15 protein-coding genes are annotated in these 14,842 nt (G+C 62.7%); 8 read left to right on the top strand and 7 right to left on the bottom strand.

The window, feature by feature from the left end; genetic code table 11:
- From J2X35_RS06420 to dksA, 5 genes are all read left to right on the top strand, one after another.
- Positions 1-1,170, top strand: coding sequence for an acetyl-CoA acetyltransferase (locus J2X35_RS06420; RefSeq protein ID WP_310183082.1), 1,170 nt, complete (start codon positions 1-3; stop codon positions 1,168-1,170).
- Positions 1,167-2,798: an acyl-CoA synthetase gene (locus J2X35_RS06415; protein WP_310183747.1), complete on the top strand. Its 1,632-nt coding sequence runs from the start codon at positions 1,167-1,169 to the stop codon at positions 2,796-2,798. The genes J2X35_RS06420 and J2X35_RS06415 overlap by 4 nt, the downstream gene beginning before the upstream one ends.
- 8 nt (positions 2,799-2,806) lie before the next feature.
- A complete protein-coding gene (locus J2X35_RS06410) occupies positions 2,807-3,559 on the top strand; it encodes an SDR family NAD(P)-dependent oxidoreductase (RefSeq protein WP_405023182.1) in 753 nt (250 codons plus the stop codon).
- 113 nt (positions 3,560-3,672) lie between these two features.
- A complete protein-coding gene (locus tag J2X35_RS06405; RefSeq protein WP_310183081.1) occupies positions 3,673-4,407 on the top strand; it encodes a PCC domain-containing protein in 735 nt (244 codons plus the stop codon).
- 206 nt (positions 4,408-4,613) lie between these two features.
- Positions 4,614-5,030 (top strand): RNA polymerase-binding protein DksA, encoded by a 417-nt coding sequence (gene dksA, locus J2X35_RS06400; RefSeq protein WP_056109754.1) that lies wholly within the window; start codon positions 4,614-4,616, stop codon positions 5,028-5,030.
- Positions 5,031-5,096: 66 nt separating this feature from the next.
- Here the strand turns inward: dksA and J2X35_RS06395 are convergent, their stop codons facing one another.
- Entirely contained in the window at positions 5,097-5,774 is a 678-nt protein-coding gene (locus tag J2X35_RS06395) for a flagellar biosynthetic protein FliO (RefSeq protein WP_310183078.1), read from the bottom strand.
- Positions 5,775-5,984: 210 nt separating this feature from the next.
- On the opposite strand from J2X35_RS06395, the gene cckA reads away from it, so the two are divergent.
- The gene (gene cckA / locus J2X35_RS06390; protein WP_310183077.1) at positions 5,985-8,567 is read left to right on the top strand and encodes a cell cycle histidine kinase CckA; all 2,583 of its coding nucleotides are present in this window, start codon (positions 5,985-5,987) and stop codon (positions 8,565-8,567) included.
- 4 nt (positions 8,568-8,571) lie between these two features.
- Here cckA and J2X35_RS06385 read toward each other — a convergent pair whose 3' ends face one another.
- Positions 8,572-8,982 (bottom strand): hypothetical protein, encoded by a 411-nt coding sequence (locus J2X35_RS06385; RefSeq protein ID WP_310183074.1) that lies wholly within the window; start codon positions 8,980-8,982, stop codon positions 8,572-8,574.
- Positions 8,983-9,314: 332 nt separating this feature from the next.
- Between J2X35_RS06385 and J2X35_RS06380 the strand changes: the two genes are divergently transcribed.
- Positions 9,315-9,494 carry a hypothetical protein gene (locus J2X35_RS06380; protein WP_056109745.1) on the top strand — a complete coding sequence of 60 codons (180 nt, stop codon included), beginning with the start codon at positions 9,315-9,317 and terminating at the stop codon, positions 9,492-9,494.
- Positions 9,495-9,515: 21 nt separating this feature from the next.
- Here the strand turns inward: J2X35_RS06380 and J2X35_RS06375 are convergent, their stop codons facing one another.
- The 4 genes from J2X35_RS06375 to J2X35_RS06360 all read right to left on the bottom strand — a co-directional run bounded on the left by J2X35_RS06375 (position 9,516) and on the right by J2X35_RS06360 (position 12,423).
- Entirely contained in the window at positions 9,516-10,307 is a 792-nt protein-coding gene (locus J2X35_RS06375) for a molybdopterin-binding protein (protein ID WP_310183072.1), read from the bottom strand.
- 1 nt (position 10,308) lies between these two features.
- A complete protein-coding gene (locus J2X35_RS06370; RefSeq protein WP_056115518.1) occupies positions 10,309-11,178 on the bottom strand; it encodes a cytochrome b/b6 domain-containing protein in 870 nt (289 codons plus the stop codon).
- Between the two features lie 115 nt (positions 11,179-11,293).
- Positions 11,294-11,956, bottom strand: coding sequence for a DUF1345 domain-containing protein (locus tag J2X35_RS06365; protein WP_310183070.1), 663 nt, complete (start codon positions 11,954-11,956; stop codon positions 11,294-11,296).
- A gap of 2 nt (positions 11,957-11,958) precedes the next feature.
- Positions 11,959-12,423, bottom strand: a complete 465-nt coding sequence (locus tag J2X35_RS06360; protein WP_310183069.1) for a YaiI/YqxD family protein — start codon at positions 12,421-12,423, stop codon at positions 11,959-11,961.
- 246 nt (positions 12,424-12,669) lie between these two features.
- Between J2X35_RS06360 and aspS the strand changes: the two genes are divergently transcribed.
- A complete protein-coding gene (aspS, locus tag J2X35_RS06355; RefSeq protein ID WP_310183066.1) occupies positions 12,670-14,460 on the top strand; it encodes an aspartate--tRNA ligase in 1,791 nt (596 codons plus the stop codon).
- 58 nt (positions 14,461-14,518) lie between these two features.
- Here aspS and hspQ read toward each other — a convergent pair whose 3' ends face one another.
- Positions 14,519-14,842: a heat shock protein HspQ gene (hspQ, locus tag J2X35_RS06350; RefSeq protein WP_056109735.1), complete on the bottom strand. Its 324-nt coding sequence runs from the start codon at positions 14,840-14,842 to the stop codon at positions 14,519-14,521.

Genomic DNA, 14,842 nt, shown 5'->3' with positions numbered 1-14,842 from the left:
ATGAGCAGGGCGCAGATCGTCGGCTGGGCGCATTCGCCATTCGGCAAGTTGGATTACGAAAACACCGAGCAACTCATGGCCGCGGTGGCGATGCCGGCGCTTGAGCATGCCGGCGTCCAGGCCGCGGATGTCGACGGTGTCTTCGTCGGCGTCATGAACAACGGTTTCCAGAAGCAGGATTTCCAGGGCGCGCTCGTCGCCATGTCGAGCGACGAACTGAAACACGTTCCGGCGGTGCGCATGGAGAACGCCTGCGCCACAGGTTCGGCGGCGATCTATGCGGCGATGGATTTCATCGAGGCCGGCCGTGGGCGCGTCGCGCTGGTGGTGGGTGCGGAAAAGATGACGGCCATCCCGACCGCCGATGTCGGAGACATCCTGCTCGGTGCCAGCTACCGGGCCGAAGAGGCCGAGATCGACGCCGGCTTTGCCGGGCTGTTCGGCCGCATCGCCCAGACCTATTTTCAGAAATATGGCAACCGCTCGGAAGAATTGGCGATGATCGCCGCCAAGAACCATTCGAACGGCTTGGCCAATCCCTATGCGCATATGCGCAAGGATTTCGGCTTCGATTTCTGCAACACGATCTCCGACAAGAATCCTTATGTCGCCGCGCCTCTGCGCCGCACCGACTGCTCGCTGATCTCGGATGGCGCTGCGGCGCTGGTTCTCGCTGACGAGGAGACGGCGAAGCAGCTCAACCGCGCCATCGCCTTTCGCAGCCGCTCGCAGGTGAACGACATCATGGCCCTGTCGCGCCGCGACGTCACCGCGTTCGAAGGGGCCCGGCAGGCCTGGGCGAAGGCGCTTTCCGAATCCGGTCTGACATTGGACGACCTGTCGCTGGTCGAGACGCATGACTGCTTCACCATCGCCGAAATGATCGAATACGAGGCCATGGGGCTTGCCGAGCCGGGACAGGGCCACCGCGTCGTTCGCGACGGCACGACGCGCAAGGACGGGCGACTGCCGGTAAACGTCTCCGGCGGTCTGAAATCCAAGGGCCATCCAATCGGCGCCACCGGCGTTTCCATGCATGTGATGGCGGCCATGCAGCTTGCCGGCGAGGCCGGCGACATGCAGGTGCCGGGCGCAAGCCTGGCCGGCGTCTTCAACATGGGCGGCGCCGCCGTCGCCAATTACGTTTCCCTGCTCGAACGGGTTCGCTGATGTCCGACAATCCGCGCGGCGGCGTGTCGCCGGTCACCACCCGTGTCATGAATCTGGCGCAGTTCCTGAGCCAGTCGGCGCGGCGCAATCCTGACGAGATCGGTTTTGTCTGGCGCGACAGCCAGTGGACGTGGCGGGAGATGGAAGCCCGCGTCAACGCCTTCGCCGCCGCGCTTCGCGACGAGTATGGCGTGGCGAAGGGCGACCGGGTGCTGATCCAGTCGGCCAACTCGAACCAGATGTTCGAATCCATGTTCGCCTGTTTCCGGCTGGGCGCCGTCTGGGTGCCGGCGAATTATCGCCAGTCGCCGGATGAGGTGGCCTATCTGGCCAAGGCAAGTGGCGCACGCGGCATGATCTGCGGCGCGGGCTTTGCCGGCCACGCCAGGGCCTGCCGGGAAGCCGCGCAGTCACTTGAATTCGTCGTCGCCATCGGTGAAGCCGATTTCGGCCCGGATTATGACAGCCTTGTCGAGCGTCATATGGGGGAAACCGTTCCGGCTGTAGCCGTCGACCGGGACGATCCCTGCTGGTTCTTCTACACGTCCGGCACCACCGGACGGCCCAAGGCCGCGGTGCTGACACACGGACAGATGGCTTTCGTCGTCACCAATCATCTGTGCGACCTGATGCCCGGCACCACGCACAAGGATGCCTCCATCGTCGTGGCGCCGCTGTCGCATGGGGCAGGCGTGCACCAACTAGCCCAAGTGGCGCATGGGGTGAAGACGATCATCCTGCCGACCGACAAGATGGATGTGCCGACGGTCTGGTCGCTGGTCGAGACATGGCGGGTGAGCAACATCTTCACCGTGCCGACCATCGTCAAGCTGCTCGTCGAGGACGCTTCCGTCGACCGGTTCGACCGCTCCTCGCTGCGCTACATGATCTATGCCGGCGCGCCGATGTACAGGGCCGACCAGAAGCGGGCGCTGGAAAAGCTCGGCCCCGTTCTGGTGCAGTATTTCGGCTTGGGAGAAGTCACCGGCAACATCACCGTGCTGCCGCCGGCGTTCCATTCGCTGGAGGACGGTCCGGATGCGCGTATCGGCACCTGCGGTTTCGAGCGAACGGGCATGGAAGTGCAGGTCCAGGACGATGAGGGCAATGCGCTTGCAGCCGGCGAGACGGGCGAAATCTGCACGATCGGGCCGGCGGTGTTCGCCGGCTACTATGACAATCCGGACGCCAACGCCAAAGCGTTCCGCAATGGCTGGTTCCGCACCGGCGATCTCGGTCATATGGACGAGAACGGCTTCGTCTACATCACCGGCCGATCGTCGGACATGTATATTTCCGGCGGCTCCAACATCTATCCACGCGAGATCGAGGAAAAAATCCTCGCCCATCCGGAGATCAGCGAGGTCGCCGTGCTTGGCGTTCCCGATCCGATGTGGGGTGAAGTCGGCGTCGCGGTCTGCGTGGCAAGGGCGGGAGCCAATCCCGATCCGAGGGACATCCAGTCATGGCTGGAAACCAGGATCAGCCGCTACAAGATGCCCAAACGCTTCATTTTCTGGGCCGAAATGCCGAAATCGGCCTACGGCAAGATCACCAAGAAGATGATCCGCGAAGAGCTCGACAGGCGCGGCGAGCTCGATCCCTCGGCGCAGAAACTGTCCGCATAGGAGCGATGATGAGCGAGCAACGGAAAGCCGTGGCGATCACCGGCGGCGCGTCGGGCATCGGGCTGGAGACGGCGCGCCTGCTTTTCGAGCGTGGGTATTACCCATTCCTGCTCGACCTGCGCGCCGAGCCGCTGCGGCAAGCCTGTTCCGAGCTTGGCCTGCCGGAAACGAACGGCATCGTCTGCAACGTGGCCGATGAGATGAACGTCGAGGCGGCTATCATGGCGGCTGCCGGCGAAGGTCCGCTTGTCGGGATCGTCAACTGCGCCGGCATCGCCATGGACAAGCCGGCGGTCGAGACCAGCGTCGAGGAATTCCGGCGCATCATCGACGTCAATCTGACAGGAACCTTCATCGTTTCGCGCGCGGCGGCACGGCACTGGCTGGCGCATGGGTCGTCCGGTTCGATCGTGAACATAACCTCCGTTTCCGGTCTTTGCGGCAACAAGGGCAGGGTGGCTTACGGCTCCTCCAAGGGCGGCCAGAACCTGCTCACGCTGGTGATGGCAAACGAGCTGGGCTCGCAGGGCATCCGCGTCAACGCGGTGGCGCCTGGGCCGATCGACACGCCGATGGCCCAGCAGGTGCATACGGAACAGGTCCGTCAGCAGTGGAACTCGCGCGTTCCGATGCGCCGTTACGGTACACCCCGCGAGATCGCCAGCGCCGTCGCCTTCCTGCTGTCGGACGATGCGAGTTACGTCAACGGGCAGATTCTGGCGGTCGACGGCGGCTTCATCAATGCCGGCCTCGCAGCGTGATGAGCCGTTTTGCCCGGACCATCGCCCACCCTGGACCGCTCGCGACCGAACGGGCCGTATCCGTCCCTTGTCGGATTGAAAAGCAAAAGGTCGTACTCAGTCCCGGCAGGAGCATGAACGACGCGGTCGCGGTGGCACTGGAAGATACAGGCTTCTCAAGTGGTTACATCCGTCTTCGCAACGCGCGCGTAAATCCGCTGCGCTATGTCATACCGGCCCCGTCGCCCGACGGCGCGCACGCCGCGTGGTACAGCGATACCTATGCGCCCGACGGAACGGCGGTGATCGAAGACGCCGGCATGGTTGTCGGACGTCGCGACGGCGCGTCCTTTTTCCATTGTCACGGCGTATGGCGCACGGCGGACGGCCAGCGCCGCATGGGCCACCTCCTGCCGCTGGAAAGCCAACTTGCGGAACCGGTCGAAGCCGAAGCCTGGGGCATTTCCGGCGCCCGGTTCGACGTGCAGGAGGATCCGGAGACCAACTTTCGCCTCTTCATGCCGGTTTCCTCGCCGGATGATACGAGGCCCGGTATGCGCGGCTTCATCTGCCGGGTTCGACCCAATGAGGAGATCGGTGAGGCCATCGAGGCGCTATGCCGCCAGCACGGCATTGAAAACGCTGTCGTTCACGGTGTCGGCAGCGTCGTCGGCGCGGTCTTTGAGGATGCACCGGAGGTGCCGTCCTTCGCGACAGAAGTGCTCATCACGCAGGGCGAAGTGCGCGCGGGCAAATGCCGTCTGCGCATTGCCATCGTCGATATTGACGGTGTCATCACCGAGGGCACGCTTTCGCCAGGCGCCAACCCGGTTTGCGTGACGTTCGAGCTCGCCCTACACGAAACCTGACCGTTTTGGGCTTCCTGCGTGTCCGCGCCGGACACGCAGGGCGTCGCGGCTTTCCCCGCCCCAAGCCCGGCAACGCCGCTTTCCGGCATCTGCGAACGCCGCATCCGGTCCCTAACAAATGCGTGACCGGCTGATCGATTGCGCTTGTGCCGGCATCGGTCGGTGAATATATAGGCCCAAATTTTTAGGGCTGTCGGGTGAGTCGAATGAACGATATCGTTACTGCCGATTACGTGCCGTCCGAAGATGAGCCGTTCATGAACGAACGACAAAAGTCTTACTTCCGCCAGAAGCTGGTGACCTGGAAGAACGACATTTTGCGCGAAGCGCGCGAAACTCTCGAAATTCTGCAACAGGAAAACGCCAACCACCCCGATCTCGCCGATCGGGCTTCTTCCGAGACCGACAGGGCGATCGAACTTCGGGCCCGCGACCGCCAGCGCAAGTTGATCTCCAAGATCGATTCAGCGCTTCAGCGTATTGAGGAAGGCACCTACGGCTATTGTGAGGAGACGGGTGAGCCAATCGCCTTGAAGCGGCTCGACGCCCGGCCGATCGCTACGCTTTCCATCGAAGCACAGGAACGGCACGAGCGGCGCGAAAAGGTCTACCGCGACGACTGAGCGCTGTACCGATACATCTAAAAAGATCGATTTCCGGCCGGCTTTGCCCGGCCTTTTTCTTGTCCGCTACTTCTTGTGGGTGGAAAGCTCGCCGAGCAGCTTGGTCATTTCGTCGTCCAGCGACGGGACGTTCCCCGGTATCGACCGCGAAACAGGTTCGTCATCCAGCGACATCTCCAGTTCCTGCATCAACGCATCGTCGATAGGATCGTTCTTGGTGGCCGTCTGTGTTTTCGCCAGGCCTGGATTTGACGAAGGGGACATGGCCCGCGGCGCTGCCGGCCCCAGATAGGGCTGCGGACGCGGCGCAGCTACGGGTTCGGGAAACCGCATTGCGGGAGGCGGAGCCGCCTGCGGTTTGGCGACCGGTGTTGCGGATACGGGGGCCGGCTGCTGGGGCCGCGTCTGCGCCTGTCCTGCGTCGCTGGCAGGCGCCGGTCGCCGGGCGACAAGCCGGATGTCGCGCTCGACGACAACATCGGTCGGGCCGCCGATCAGCAGGAGATGCTCGATGTCGTCGCGTCGAACGAGCACCAGGCGCCTGTGACTGTCCACGGCGGTGGCATCCATGACGGCCAGCCGGGTCTTGCGGTTGCGCCCGCCGGCGACATAGGTCCCGAACGTCATTCTCCGGACAAGCCTGATTATGACAAGAACAATCGCCAGCAGGACAAGGGCGGCAAAGGTCCACAGAAGGGCGGGTGCATAGTCAGGACCCGCCAAGCCATCCAGCCATTCGAGCATCGGTGTCCCCCATCCGACATTGAAGTGCGCGACAGTAGCCTCATGCGGTACGAAGCTGCAAGTTCATACAACCCATTGTGAAGTCGAAAGGGGAACCGGCTGCCGTCACCTTTTTCACGGGACATTGCCGCTCAGGTCTTTTCCGGACTAGGAGAATATGATTCAACCGCTTAAGGCAGGGGGCGACTGAAGTTGGTGAGCAGGGGGCGTATGGCCAAAGAAACGCGCGGCGATTTCTATCCGGCGCCGATCGTCGACCAGAGCACGCGGCCCGGCGCCGTCGTTCGGCTGATCGTCTTCATCGTCGTGCTGACCGGCGCTGCCGTCGTTTTCGGCGTGTTCCGCGAGCGTTTCGGCGACCCGTTCCTGCTCGGCATGCTCGGCGTGCTTGCCATGATCGGGGTCGGCTTCCTGTTCGCCACCGCCATTGGCTTCATTCAGATCGCCCCGCGCTCCACCGGTGACGAACTCTCCAAGGCGTTCGTCGATTCGATGTCGCAGGGGCTGCTGGTCACCGACAACAAGGGCCGCGTCATCTACGCCAACCGCTCCTATGCCGAAATGACCGGCGCGACATCGGCTGCGGACCTGAAGACCGTGGAGGGGCTGCTTTCGGATGTGCCGGAGGCTTCGGCGACGGTTTTCCGGCTGGCCTCAGACCTGCGGGATGGCCAGGCGGGTGACGGCGAGTTTCGCCTGACGCAATCGATTCGTCCCGGCGCGGAGCCCGGCGCCCGCTGGTATCGGACGGCGGCGCGGACGTTCAACGTCCCCGGTCAGCGGCAGCCGTTGCTGGCGTGGCAGCTTGCCGACATTTCGCGCGAACGGGCCGAGCAGGAGCGCTTCTTTCTGGATCTGCAGAAGGCTATCGACCATCTTGACCATGCACCGGCAGGCTTCTTCTCTGCCGACCAGGAAGGCCGCGTCACCTATGTCAATGCGACGCTGGCCGAATGGCTGGGTATCGATCTCACAAGCTTCACGCCGGGCGCAGTCACGCTGCCGGAAATTGTCGCCGGAGACGGCATGGCGCTGATCCGCTCGGTCAAGGCCGATCCCGGCACCACGCGCAATGCCGTCATCGACCTCGACCTCACCACCATGCAAGGCGAGGCGCTGCCGGTACGCTTCATGCACAGGGTCACGGCCAGCCGTGACGGCATCCATGGGCCGACCAGGACAATCGTGCTTAACCGCACGCAGGGCGAGGACGCCTCCGCCGATCTCAGGGCTTCCGAGGTGCGCTTCACGCGGTTCTTCAACTCGACGCCGATGGCCATCGCCGCCGTCGACCAGAGCGGGCGCATCCTGCGCACAAACGCGCCGTTCCTGTCGCTGTTCTCGACGGTTGTCGACCGGGATGCGCTGGACCGGCGCGTGCGGCTCGATACGGTCATCCACGAGCGCGACCGCGCCGCCTTCAGCGCGGCGCTCGAAAAGGCCCGGCAACGCCAGGCCGATATCGCACCGATCGATACGGTTCTGCCGGACAATGAAGAGCGCCATATCCGCTTCTATGTGAATGCGGTGGCGGACGGCACCGGCGACGGCGCCGAAGAGGCATCCATCGTCTATGCCGTCGAGACGACCGAGCAGAAGGCGCTCGAAAACCAGATGGCGCAAAGCCAGAAGATGCAGGCGGTGGGGCAGCTCGCCGGCGGCATCGCCCATGATTTCAACAATGTGCTGACCGCCATCATCATGGCGTCCGATCTCCTGCTGACCAACCACCGGCCGTCCGATCCGTCTTTCCCGGACATCATGAACATCAAGCAGAATGCCAACCGCGCTGCATCGCTGGTGCGGCAACTGCTGGCGTTCTCGCGCAAGCAGACTTTGCGGCCGGAGGTGCTCAACCTCACGGACGTGCTGGCCGATCTGCGAATGCTTCTGGCGCGGCTGGTCGGCAACGGCATCAAGCTCAAGATTGAGCATGGCCGCGACCTGTGGCCGGTCAGGGTCGATATCGGTCAGTTCGAGCAGGTCATCGTCAATCTTGCCGTCAACGCCCGGGACGCGATGCCCGAGGGCGGCGACCTTTTGGTGCGCACACGCAACCTCACGCTGGAGGAGAGCAAGGCGTTTCCATACCGCGAGCTGGCGCCTGCGGATTTCGTCTTGGTCGAGGTGGAAGATACCGGCAGCGGCATAGCGCCGGAGGTCTTGAAGAAAATATTCGAGCCTTTCTTCACCACCAAGGAAGTCGGCAAGGGCACCGGCCTCGGCCTTTCGATGGTCTATGGCATCATCAAGCAGACCGGCGGCTTCATCTTCTGCGATTCCGAACAGGGCAAGGGCACGGTGTTCCGTATCTTCCTGCCTCGCCATGCCGCAAAAGCGGGCGAAGGCGAGGTCAAGAGCGGACAGGGCGAGACGCCGCAGCCCGCAGTTGCGGCAAAGCCGGCCGAGGCCAAGGATCTTTCCGGTTCGGCGACCGTGCTTCTTGTCGAGGACGAGGACGCCGTGCGCATGGGGGGAATGCGGGCGCTTACTACGCGCGGCTACACCGTCCACGAAGCCTCTTCCGGGGTCGAGGCGCTCGAAATCTTCGATGCCCTGGAAGGCAAGATCGATATCGTCGTGTCCGACGTGGTGATGCCCGAAATGGACGGACCGACGCTGCTGGGAGAGTTGCGCAAGCGCCAACCTGACGTGAAGTTCGTCTTCGTTTCGGGATATGCGGAAGACGCCTTCGCCAAGAACCTGCCCGCGGACGCGCAGTTCGGTTTCCTGCCAAAACCGTTTTCGCTCAAGCAGTTGGCGACCGTTGTCAAGGACGTCCTTGAAAGCTGACCAGCTAGGGGACGGAAGGCGTCTGCCGCTTCGTGCATGTCGATGCGGTGAAGGCGCCATCCGCCTGCCGCATGATGATGTCGAACGAGGCGTTCGGCTCGGTGTCAGCGGTGATCTGGGTCAGCGAGACGCTGTTGCCGCCGGACGTGAAGCCGCCGAGAGGACCCAGCCAGCTTATCTCACCGTTCGGGCTGATCTGATAGTTGTAACCCTGTCCACCGGCACCGAAATAGCTGGGGCCGCTGTAGACGCTTCCCTTGATGTGGATGTCGCCGAGCGTCAGGAACGCGCCCAGAAGATAGACCTCGCAACGGTATGAACCGGCAGGCAGGGTGCCGTCGGCAATTCCGGCCTTTGCGGCTCCTGCGGGGATTGTCGCAGCGATGATCAGTGACAGAATCGTTCGGATTTTCATGATGCACTTGGCGGCGTTTCCAGGTTCCTCTTCTAGCCGGGATCGACGCCTGATGCACGAGCGGGATGCAGGATTGCCGCTCAGGCGGAGCGAGGCAGGCCGTTCGGCAAATTCCTGACCGGCGACCCAACTATATTACGTCATGTAAAGCTGCGTGATATTCTTCAGCCGGGCCTGTGAGTCGCCCGCTTTTTCCGAGTCTGGTTTGGGGCAGATCGAGGGGGAAGACATCGCAGCGTCGGCAAGTTCCGCGCAAGCGATCATTCGTACCGTTCCTTCGGCGATTTCAGCGTTGGTAAGCGCGTTGGGCAATCGGACGGGGGACAATTCGAATGGAACGCTTTGTCGAAGACTACCAGAAGCGGCGGCTCACCGAGCGCTTCGACATCCTGACTGCCGTCAACATTCTGAGATCACAGGGCTATGAAGACGACGAACTGATCCGTGAGATCATCCGCGTCTTCTATGTCGATCTGGATACCTACAACGACATCGTCAGGACGGCGGCCTGACGGCTGCGCGGGATGCCGCAGTCAGATGCCGCCGTACCAGTCATAGCCATTGTCTTCCCAGTAGCCGCCACGGCCGCCGCCAATGTCGGCGAAGCCTGAGACAAGCTCTATCCTGTGGACGTATTTCGGCTGCTTGTAGCCGAGCTGCCGCTCGACGCGCACCCGCAGCGGCGCACCGTTTTCGACAGGCAGCGGCTTGCCGTTGCAGCCATAGGCCAGGATCGTCTGCGGATGCCTGGCGTCGATCAGGTCGATCGTGCCGTAGTATTTGATGTCGCCTGAAAGGCCTTTGTCGATCGTGTCCAGGCAGTGGAACATGACGTAGCGCGCCTCCGGCTTGACCACCGCCTGGTCGAGCACGAGCGCCAGCGGCGTGCCGGTCCATTTGGCGATGCAGCTCCAGCCCTCGACGCAGTCGTGGCGGGTGATCTGCGTGCGGCTCGGCATGTTCATCAGCTGGTCACGGGTCAGCGACAGCGGCTTTTCCACCAACCCGGTCACTTCCAGCCGCCAGTCGGCGAAATCGTTCGCCAGAAGCCCCTTGTAGGTATCGTCGTCCGGCGCGGTGACGCCGTTCGGCCGCATGGGCTGACGTATATCGCTCTCCGAAAACTCCGGCGCCAGCGTGTTTGCGCCGACCAGAAGCCGGTGGGCGCGGTGGGTCAGATCGTTCGCCCCCTCGAGAAAACTGCGCAGGCCCTTGCCGATGCCGAGCTGGCTGTCGAACGCATCGCAGCCGGCGAGCATCATGCCGGAGGCGCCGATGCTGGCCGAGGTCAGGAACTTGCGCCGGCTGATCATGAACTTCGCCATCTCATGCGCTCCTTTCGGCGTCGTCGCGAGCAGGCGGGTCGGTGCGATACCAGCCGGTGACGATCGAGCGCAGTTCATTGATTGGACCGGCCGCCAGGATCATCAGCATGTGGACGATGAAGAAGGCGACCAGCAGAAGCATGACGGTGAAATGGATGGTTCGCGCGGTCTGCCTTCCGCCGAGAATGTCGTTGAGGAAGGGCAGGGCGGCGTTCATCGACGGCGACATCGCGAAGCCGGTCAGGATCATCAGCGGCAGAAGCACGAAAAGCACGCCGCCGTAGGCCAGCTTCTGCAGCGTGTTGTATTCGCGGACGTGGTGGAATTTCAGCTTGATGTGGTCGACCACATCCTGCGGCAGGCGGCGAATATCCTGCACCCGTGGAGCCAGATCGCGGCGCAGATGGCCGTTGGCGAGGCTGGAAACCAGCCAGACCAGCAAAGTCGTTCCCAGCACCCAGGCGAAGAAGAAGTGCACCACGCGCGCTGTGCCGAGGTCGTAATAGGACGGGATGGTCGCCCATGACGGGAAGGCGCGGACGCGCTGCTGCCCCTCCGGTCCGGACAGGCCGAGAACGCCCGTCGTGTCGAATTTCATGCCGAAGATTTCAGTAAAGCCGCGTTGTCCGTTCGGCGTGCTTTCAGCGCCAATCTGCAGGATTGTGTTGTCGTACTGGAAGCCGGACTCCTTGCCGATGTAGAGCTGCGGCCGGGCGTTGAATATCTGCAGGCCGGACAGAAGCAGGAAGAACAGAGAGAACGCCCAGATCCAGTGGGTCAGCCGCGTCCACCGCGACTGGCGGTAGATCAGGGGTCCCTTGCCGTGAGGGGTCAGCAGTTCCGATTGCGTGGGCGTGACGGCCGAATCCATCATGTCGTCTCCGGTTGCGCCGACAGGCGGCCAACGCGTTCAGTTCCTATCCTAGTACGTCTCGGGTGAAAGCGATGTTTCTGGCGTTCACGAATTTTTGTGAACGCGCTGCCGCTCAGTCGCCCAGGCTGACCGCAAGATTGACCGCGGCGGCGACGATGACGGTATTGAAGAAGAACGACACCACCGCATGCAGAAGCGTGATGCGGCGCATTTCCGTCGTGGTTATCTCGGTGTCGGACGTCTGGAACGTCATGCCGATCGTCGCGGCGAAATAGAGGAAATCCCAGCCGTCGGGTCGATCCTTGCCGGGAAATTCCAGACCGCCAACCGGCACCTTCTTCCCGGATTTCGCGCCATCGTCATCCATCCAGTAGACATGCGCGTAGTGCAATGCGGTCATCGCCTGCAGCGTGAACCAGCCGAGCGGAACGGACGTCAGCGAAAAAAGCAGGCCGGCGAGGTCGGGGCTGTCCTTGCTGTTGATGAGCTGGAACAGCGAGACGACTGCAACCCCGATGACGACCAGCGTGACGATGAAGATGATGCCCACCGGCTGGTCGGTGGCGCGCGCATTTTTGCTCAGATAGTCGGCGGTCAACATCGGCATCTGCCACAGGACGATGGCGATATAGACGATGAAGAACGCGTTGGCGCCGATCGAGTAGGCCAGCGAGGATTTCAGCAGCAGCGCGACAATACCGGCCACGGCGCCGATGCCGGCCGAGATGGCGAACTGCATATGGCGATGAAGCGGGGCGGCGGTTTTGGAAGCCATCGCTAGGGTGTGGCGGATTTGAGCGCCCGCCGCAAGATGCGGTCTAGTTCGGACAGGAAGCGGGAGCGGTCCTGCGGCGAGAAGCCGGCATTGTAGCCCTTGCTCTCGCCGGTCTCGCGCAAGTGCTGCTTCAAGTCGCGCATCGCCACCGCCATGCCGATGCTTTCGGGCGTGAACGGCCTTCCGGTCGGCCCGAGCACATGCGCGCCAAGCGCCACCGCGCGGGCGGCAAGCGGAATGTCCGCCGTCACCACCACGTCGTTGGCCTTGGCGTTTTCGACGATCCAGTCGTCGGCGGCATCCGCGCCCTTGGATACGACGACATTGCGGATCATCGGGTCGCGGGACGGGCGCAGACCGCCATTCGAAACGAAAGTGACCACGACGCCGTGCCGCTCGGCCACCTTCTCCACTTCGGCTTTCACCGGGCAGGCATCGGCATCGACAAGGATTGAAACGTTGGGCATGGCGACTTTTGGCAGATTACGGACAGGAATGGCACTTGCTTTTGCGTAGGCTCTCGAAGTTCGCACCGCAAGAACGAAAGCTTATCTGCGTTGCCGCGACCGGGCTTCACCGGCGCAAGCGTGGCCAAGCGGGCAAAACACAGGCCTTCGCTTGACAAACGGGGATGCCCATGCGCTTTTCGCGCCGATTTCGGACCGGGCCAAACTGCTTCGGTCACGCTTAACTTCTGACCGGAATATTCGACCATGCACCGTTACCGCAGCCATACCTGCGCCCAGTTGAGGAAGGCCGATGTCGGCGCCTCCGTCCGCCTTTCGGGATGGGTCCATCGCGTCCGCGACCATGGCGGCCTGCTGTTCATCGACCTTCGCGACCATTACGGCCTGACGCAGATCGTCGCCGATCCGGATTCCTCGGCGTTCAAGATCGCCGAGACGGTGCGTGGCGAGTGGGTCATCCGTGTCGATGGCGAGGTCAAGGCGCGCACCGCCGAGACCATCAACAAGAACATGCCGACCGGCGAGATCGAGATCTATGCTGTCGACATGGAAGTGCTGTCGTCGGCGAAGGAACTGCCGCTGCCGGTGTTCGGCGAGCCGGACTATCCGGAAGACATCCGGCTGAAATACCGCTTCCTCGACCTGCGCCGCGAGACGCTGCACAAGAATATCATGACGCGCACGCGCGTGATTTCCGAGATGCGCAGGCTTATGGGCGAGATTGGCTTCAACGAATTCCAGACGCCGATCCTCACGGCCTCGTCGCCTGAAGGCGCGCGCGACTTCCTGGTGCCGAGCCGCATCCACCCAGGCACCTTCTACGCGCTGCCGCAGGCGCCGCAGCAGTACAAGCAGCTTTTGATGGTTTCGGGGTTCGACCGCTATTTCCAGATCGCGCCTTGCTTCCGCGACGAGGATCCGCGCGCCGACCGCTTCTACGGTGAATTTTACCAGCTCGATCTCGAAATGAGCTTTGTCGAGCAGGAGGACGTGTTTGCCACCATGGAACCGGTGATGCGCGGCGTCTTCGAGACGTTCGCCAACGGCAAGCCGGTGACGCAGAAATTCCCGCGCATCGCTTATGACGAGGCGATGCGCAAATACGGCTCCGACAAGCCGGACCTGCGCAACCCGATCGAAATGCAGGATGTCTCCGACCATTTTCGGGGCTCGGGCTTCAAGGTGTTCGCCAACATCCTGGCCAACGATGGCAAGGCCCAGGTCTGGGCCATTCCGGCCAGGACTGGCGGTTCACGCGCTTTTTGCGACCGCATGAACTCGTGGGCGCAGGGCGAGGGACAGCCGGGCCTCGGCTACATCTTCTGGCGCAAGGAAGGCGAGAAGATCGAGGGCGCCGGGCCGCTCGCCAAGAACATCGGCGAGGAGCGCACGGAAGCGATCCGTCAACAGCTTGGCCTTGCCGACGGTGACGCCGCCTTCTTCGTTGCTGGCGATCCGAAGAAGTTTGTCTCCTTTGCCGGGTCCGCGCGCACGCGGGCAGGGGAGGAGTTGAACCTCGTCGACCGCGATCGCTTCGAAATGTGCTGGATCGTCGATTTCCCGTTCTACGAATGGAATGAAGACGAGAAGAAGATCGACTTCGCCCACAACCCGTTCTCCATGCCACAGGGCGGCATCGACGCCTTGAACGGCTCCGACCCGCTGTCGATCAAGGCGTTCCAGTACGACCTGGTCTGCAACGGTTACGAACTCGCCTCGGGCGGCATCCGCAACCATCTGCCGGAAACCATGGTCAAGGCCTTCGAACTCGTCGGGCTGGATCGCACCACCGTCGAGGAGCGCTTCGGCGGTCTCTATCGCGCCTTCCAGTATGGCGCACCGCCGCATGGCGGCATGGCCGCTGGCGTGGACCGGGTGGTGATGCTGTTGGTCGGCGCCAGGAATCTGCGCGAGATCGCCTTGTTCCCGATGAACCAGCAGGCCGACGACCTGCTGATGAACGCGCCTTCGGAGGCGAGCCCGCAGCAGCTTCGCGAGCTGTCGCTGCGTGTGGCGACGACGAAGAAGGACGGCTGAGCCGCCCGGCTATTTCGCAAGAAAAAGGCTCCCCTGGGAGCCTTTTTCTTGTCGCCACTCAGTGCTTCAACTGTCCCTTCGGCTCGTAGCGGCCCTCGGGCGTCTTGTCGAAGAATTCGCGGATCTGCGGATGCCGGACCGGTTCACCGGACTCGTCCTCGAGCAGGTTCTGCTCCGAGACATAGGCGATGTACTCGGTCTCCGAATTCTCCGCCAGCAGATGGTAGAAGGGTTGGTCCTTGCGCGGGCGCACGTCCACCGGAATGGATTCATACCACTCGTCGGTGTTGGCGAATTGCGGATCCACGTCGAATATGACGCCGCGAAACGGGAACAGCCGATGGCGAACCACCTGTCCGATCGAGAACTTGGCTGACTTCAT

It is taken from the genome of Mesorhizobium sp. BE184, from assembly GCF_031457045.1.
Classification (GTDB): Bacteria; Pseudomonadota; Alphaproteobacteria; order Rhizobiales; family Rhizobiaceae; genus Mesorhizobium.
Note: the sequence above shows the minus strand (reverse complement) of the source record. Positions and strands in the feature narration are given on the sequence as shown.

Excerpts from the sequence above, each read along its gene's own strand:
- J2X35_RS06380 (WP_056109745.1), top strand. The coding sequence starts at position 9,315 with ATGGAACGCTTTGTCGAAGACTACCAGAAGCGGCGGCTCACCGAGCGC.
- J2X35_RS06360 (WP_310183069.1), bottom strand. The coding sequence starts at position 12,423 with ATGCCCAACGTTTCAATCCTTGTCGATGCCGATGCCTGCCCGGTGAAA.
- J2X35_RS06365 (WP_310183070.1), bottom strand. The coding sequence starts at position 11,956 with ATGGCTTCCAAAACCGCCGCCCCGCTTCATCGCCATATGCAGTTCGCC.
- J2X35_RS06420 (WP_310183082.1), top strand. The coding sequence starts at position 1 with ATGAGCAGGGCGCAGATCGTCGGCTGGGCGCATTCGCCATTCGGCAAG.
- J2X35_RS06385 (WP_310183074.1), bottom strand. The coding sequence starts at position 8,982 with ATGAAAATCCGAACGATTCTGTCACTGATCATCGCTGCGACAATCCCC.
- dksA (WP_056109754.1), top strand. The coding sequence starts at position 4,614 with ATGAACGATATCGTTACTGCCGATTACGTGCCGTCCGAAGATGAGCCG.
- J2X35_RS06395 (WP_310183078.1), bottom strand. The coding sequence starts at position 5,774 with ATGCTCGAATGGCTGGATGGCTTGGCGGGTCCTGACTATGCACCCGCC.
- J2X35_RS06405 (WP_310183081.1), top strand. The coding sequence starts at position 3,673 with ATGAACGACGCGGTCGCGGTGGCACTGGAAGATACAGGCTTCTCAAGT.
- cckA (WP_310183077.1), top strand. The coding sequence starts at position 5,985 with ATGGCCAAAGAAACGCGCGGCGATTTCTATCCGGCGCCGATCGTCGAC.
- J2X35_RS06410 (WP_405023182.1), top strand. The coding sequence starts at position 2,807 with ATGAGCGAGCAACGGAAAGCCGTGGCGATCACCGGCGGCGCGTCGGGC.
- J2X35_RS06370 (WP_056115518.1), bottom strand. The coding sequence starts at position 11,178 with ATGGATTCGGCCGTCACGCCCACGCAATCGGAACTGCTGACCCCTCAC.
- hspQ (WP_056109735.1), bottom strand. The coding sequence starts at position 14,842 with ATGAAGTCAGCCAAGTTCTCGATCGGACAGGTGGTTCGCCATCGGCTG.
- J2X35_RS06375 (WP_310183072.1), bottom strand. The coding sequence starts at position 10,307 with ATGGCGAAGTTCATGATCAGCCGGCGCAAGTTCCTGACCTCGGCCAGC.
- aspS (WP_310183066.1), top strand. The coding sequence starts at position 12,670 with ATGCACCGTTACCGCAGCCATACCTGCGCCCAGTTGAGGAAGGCCGAT.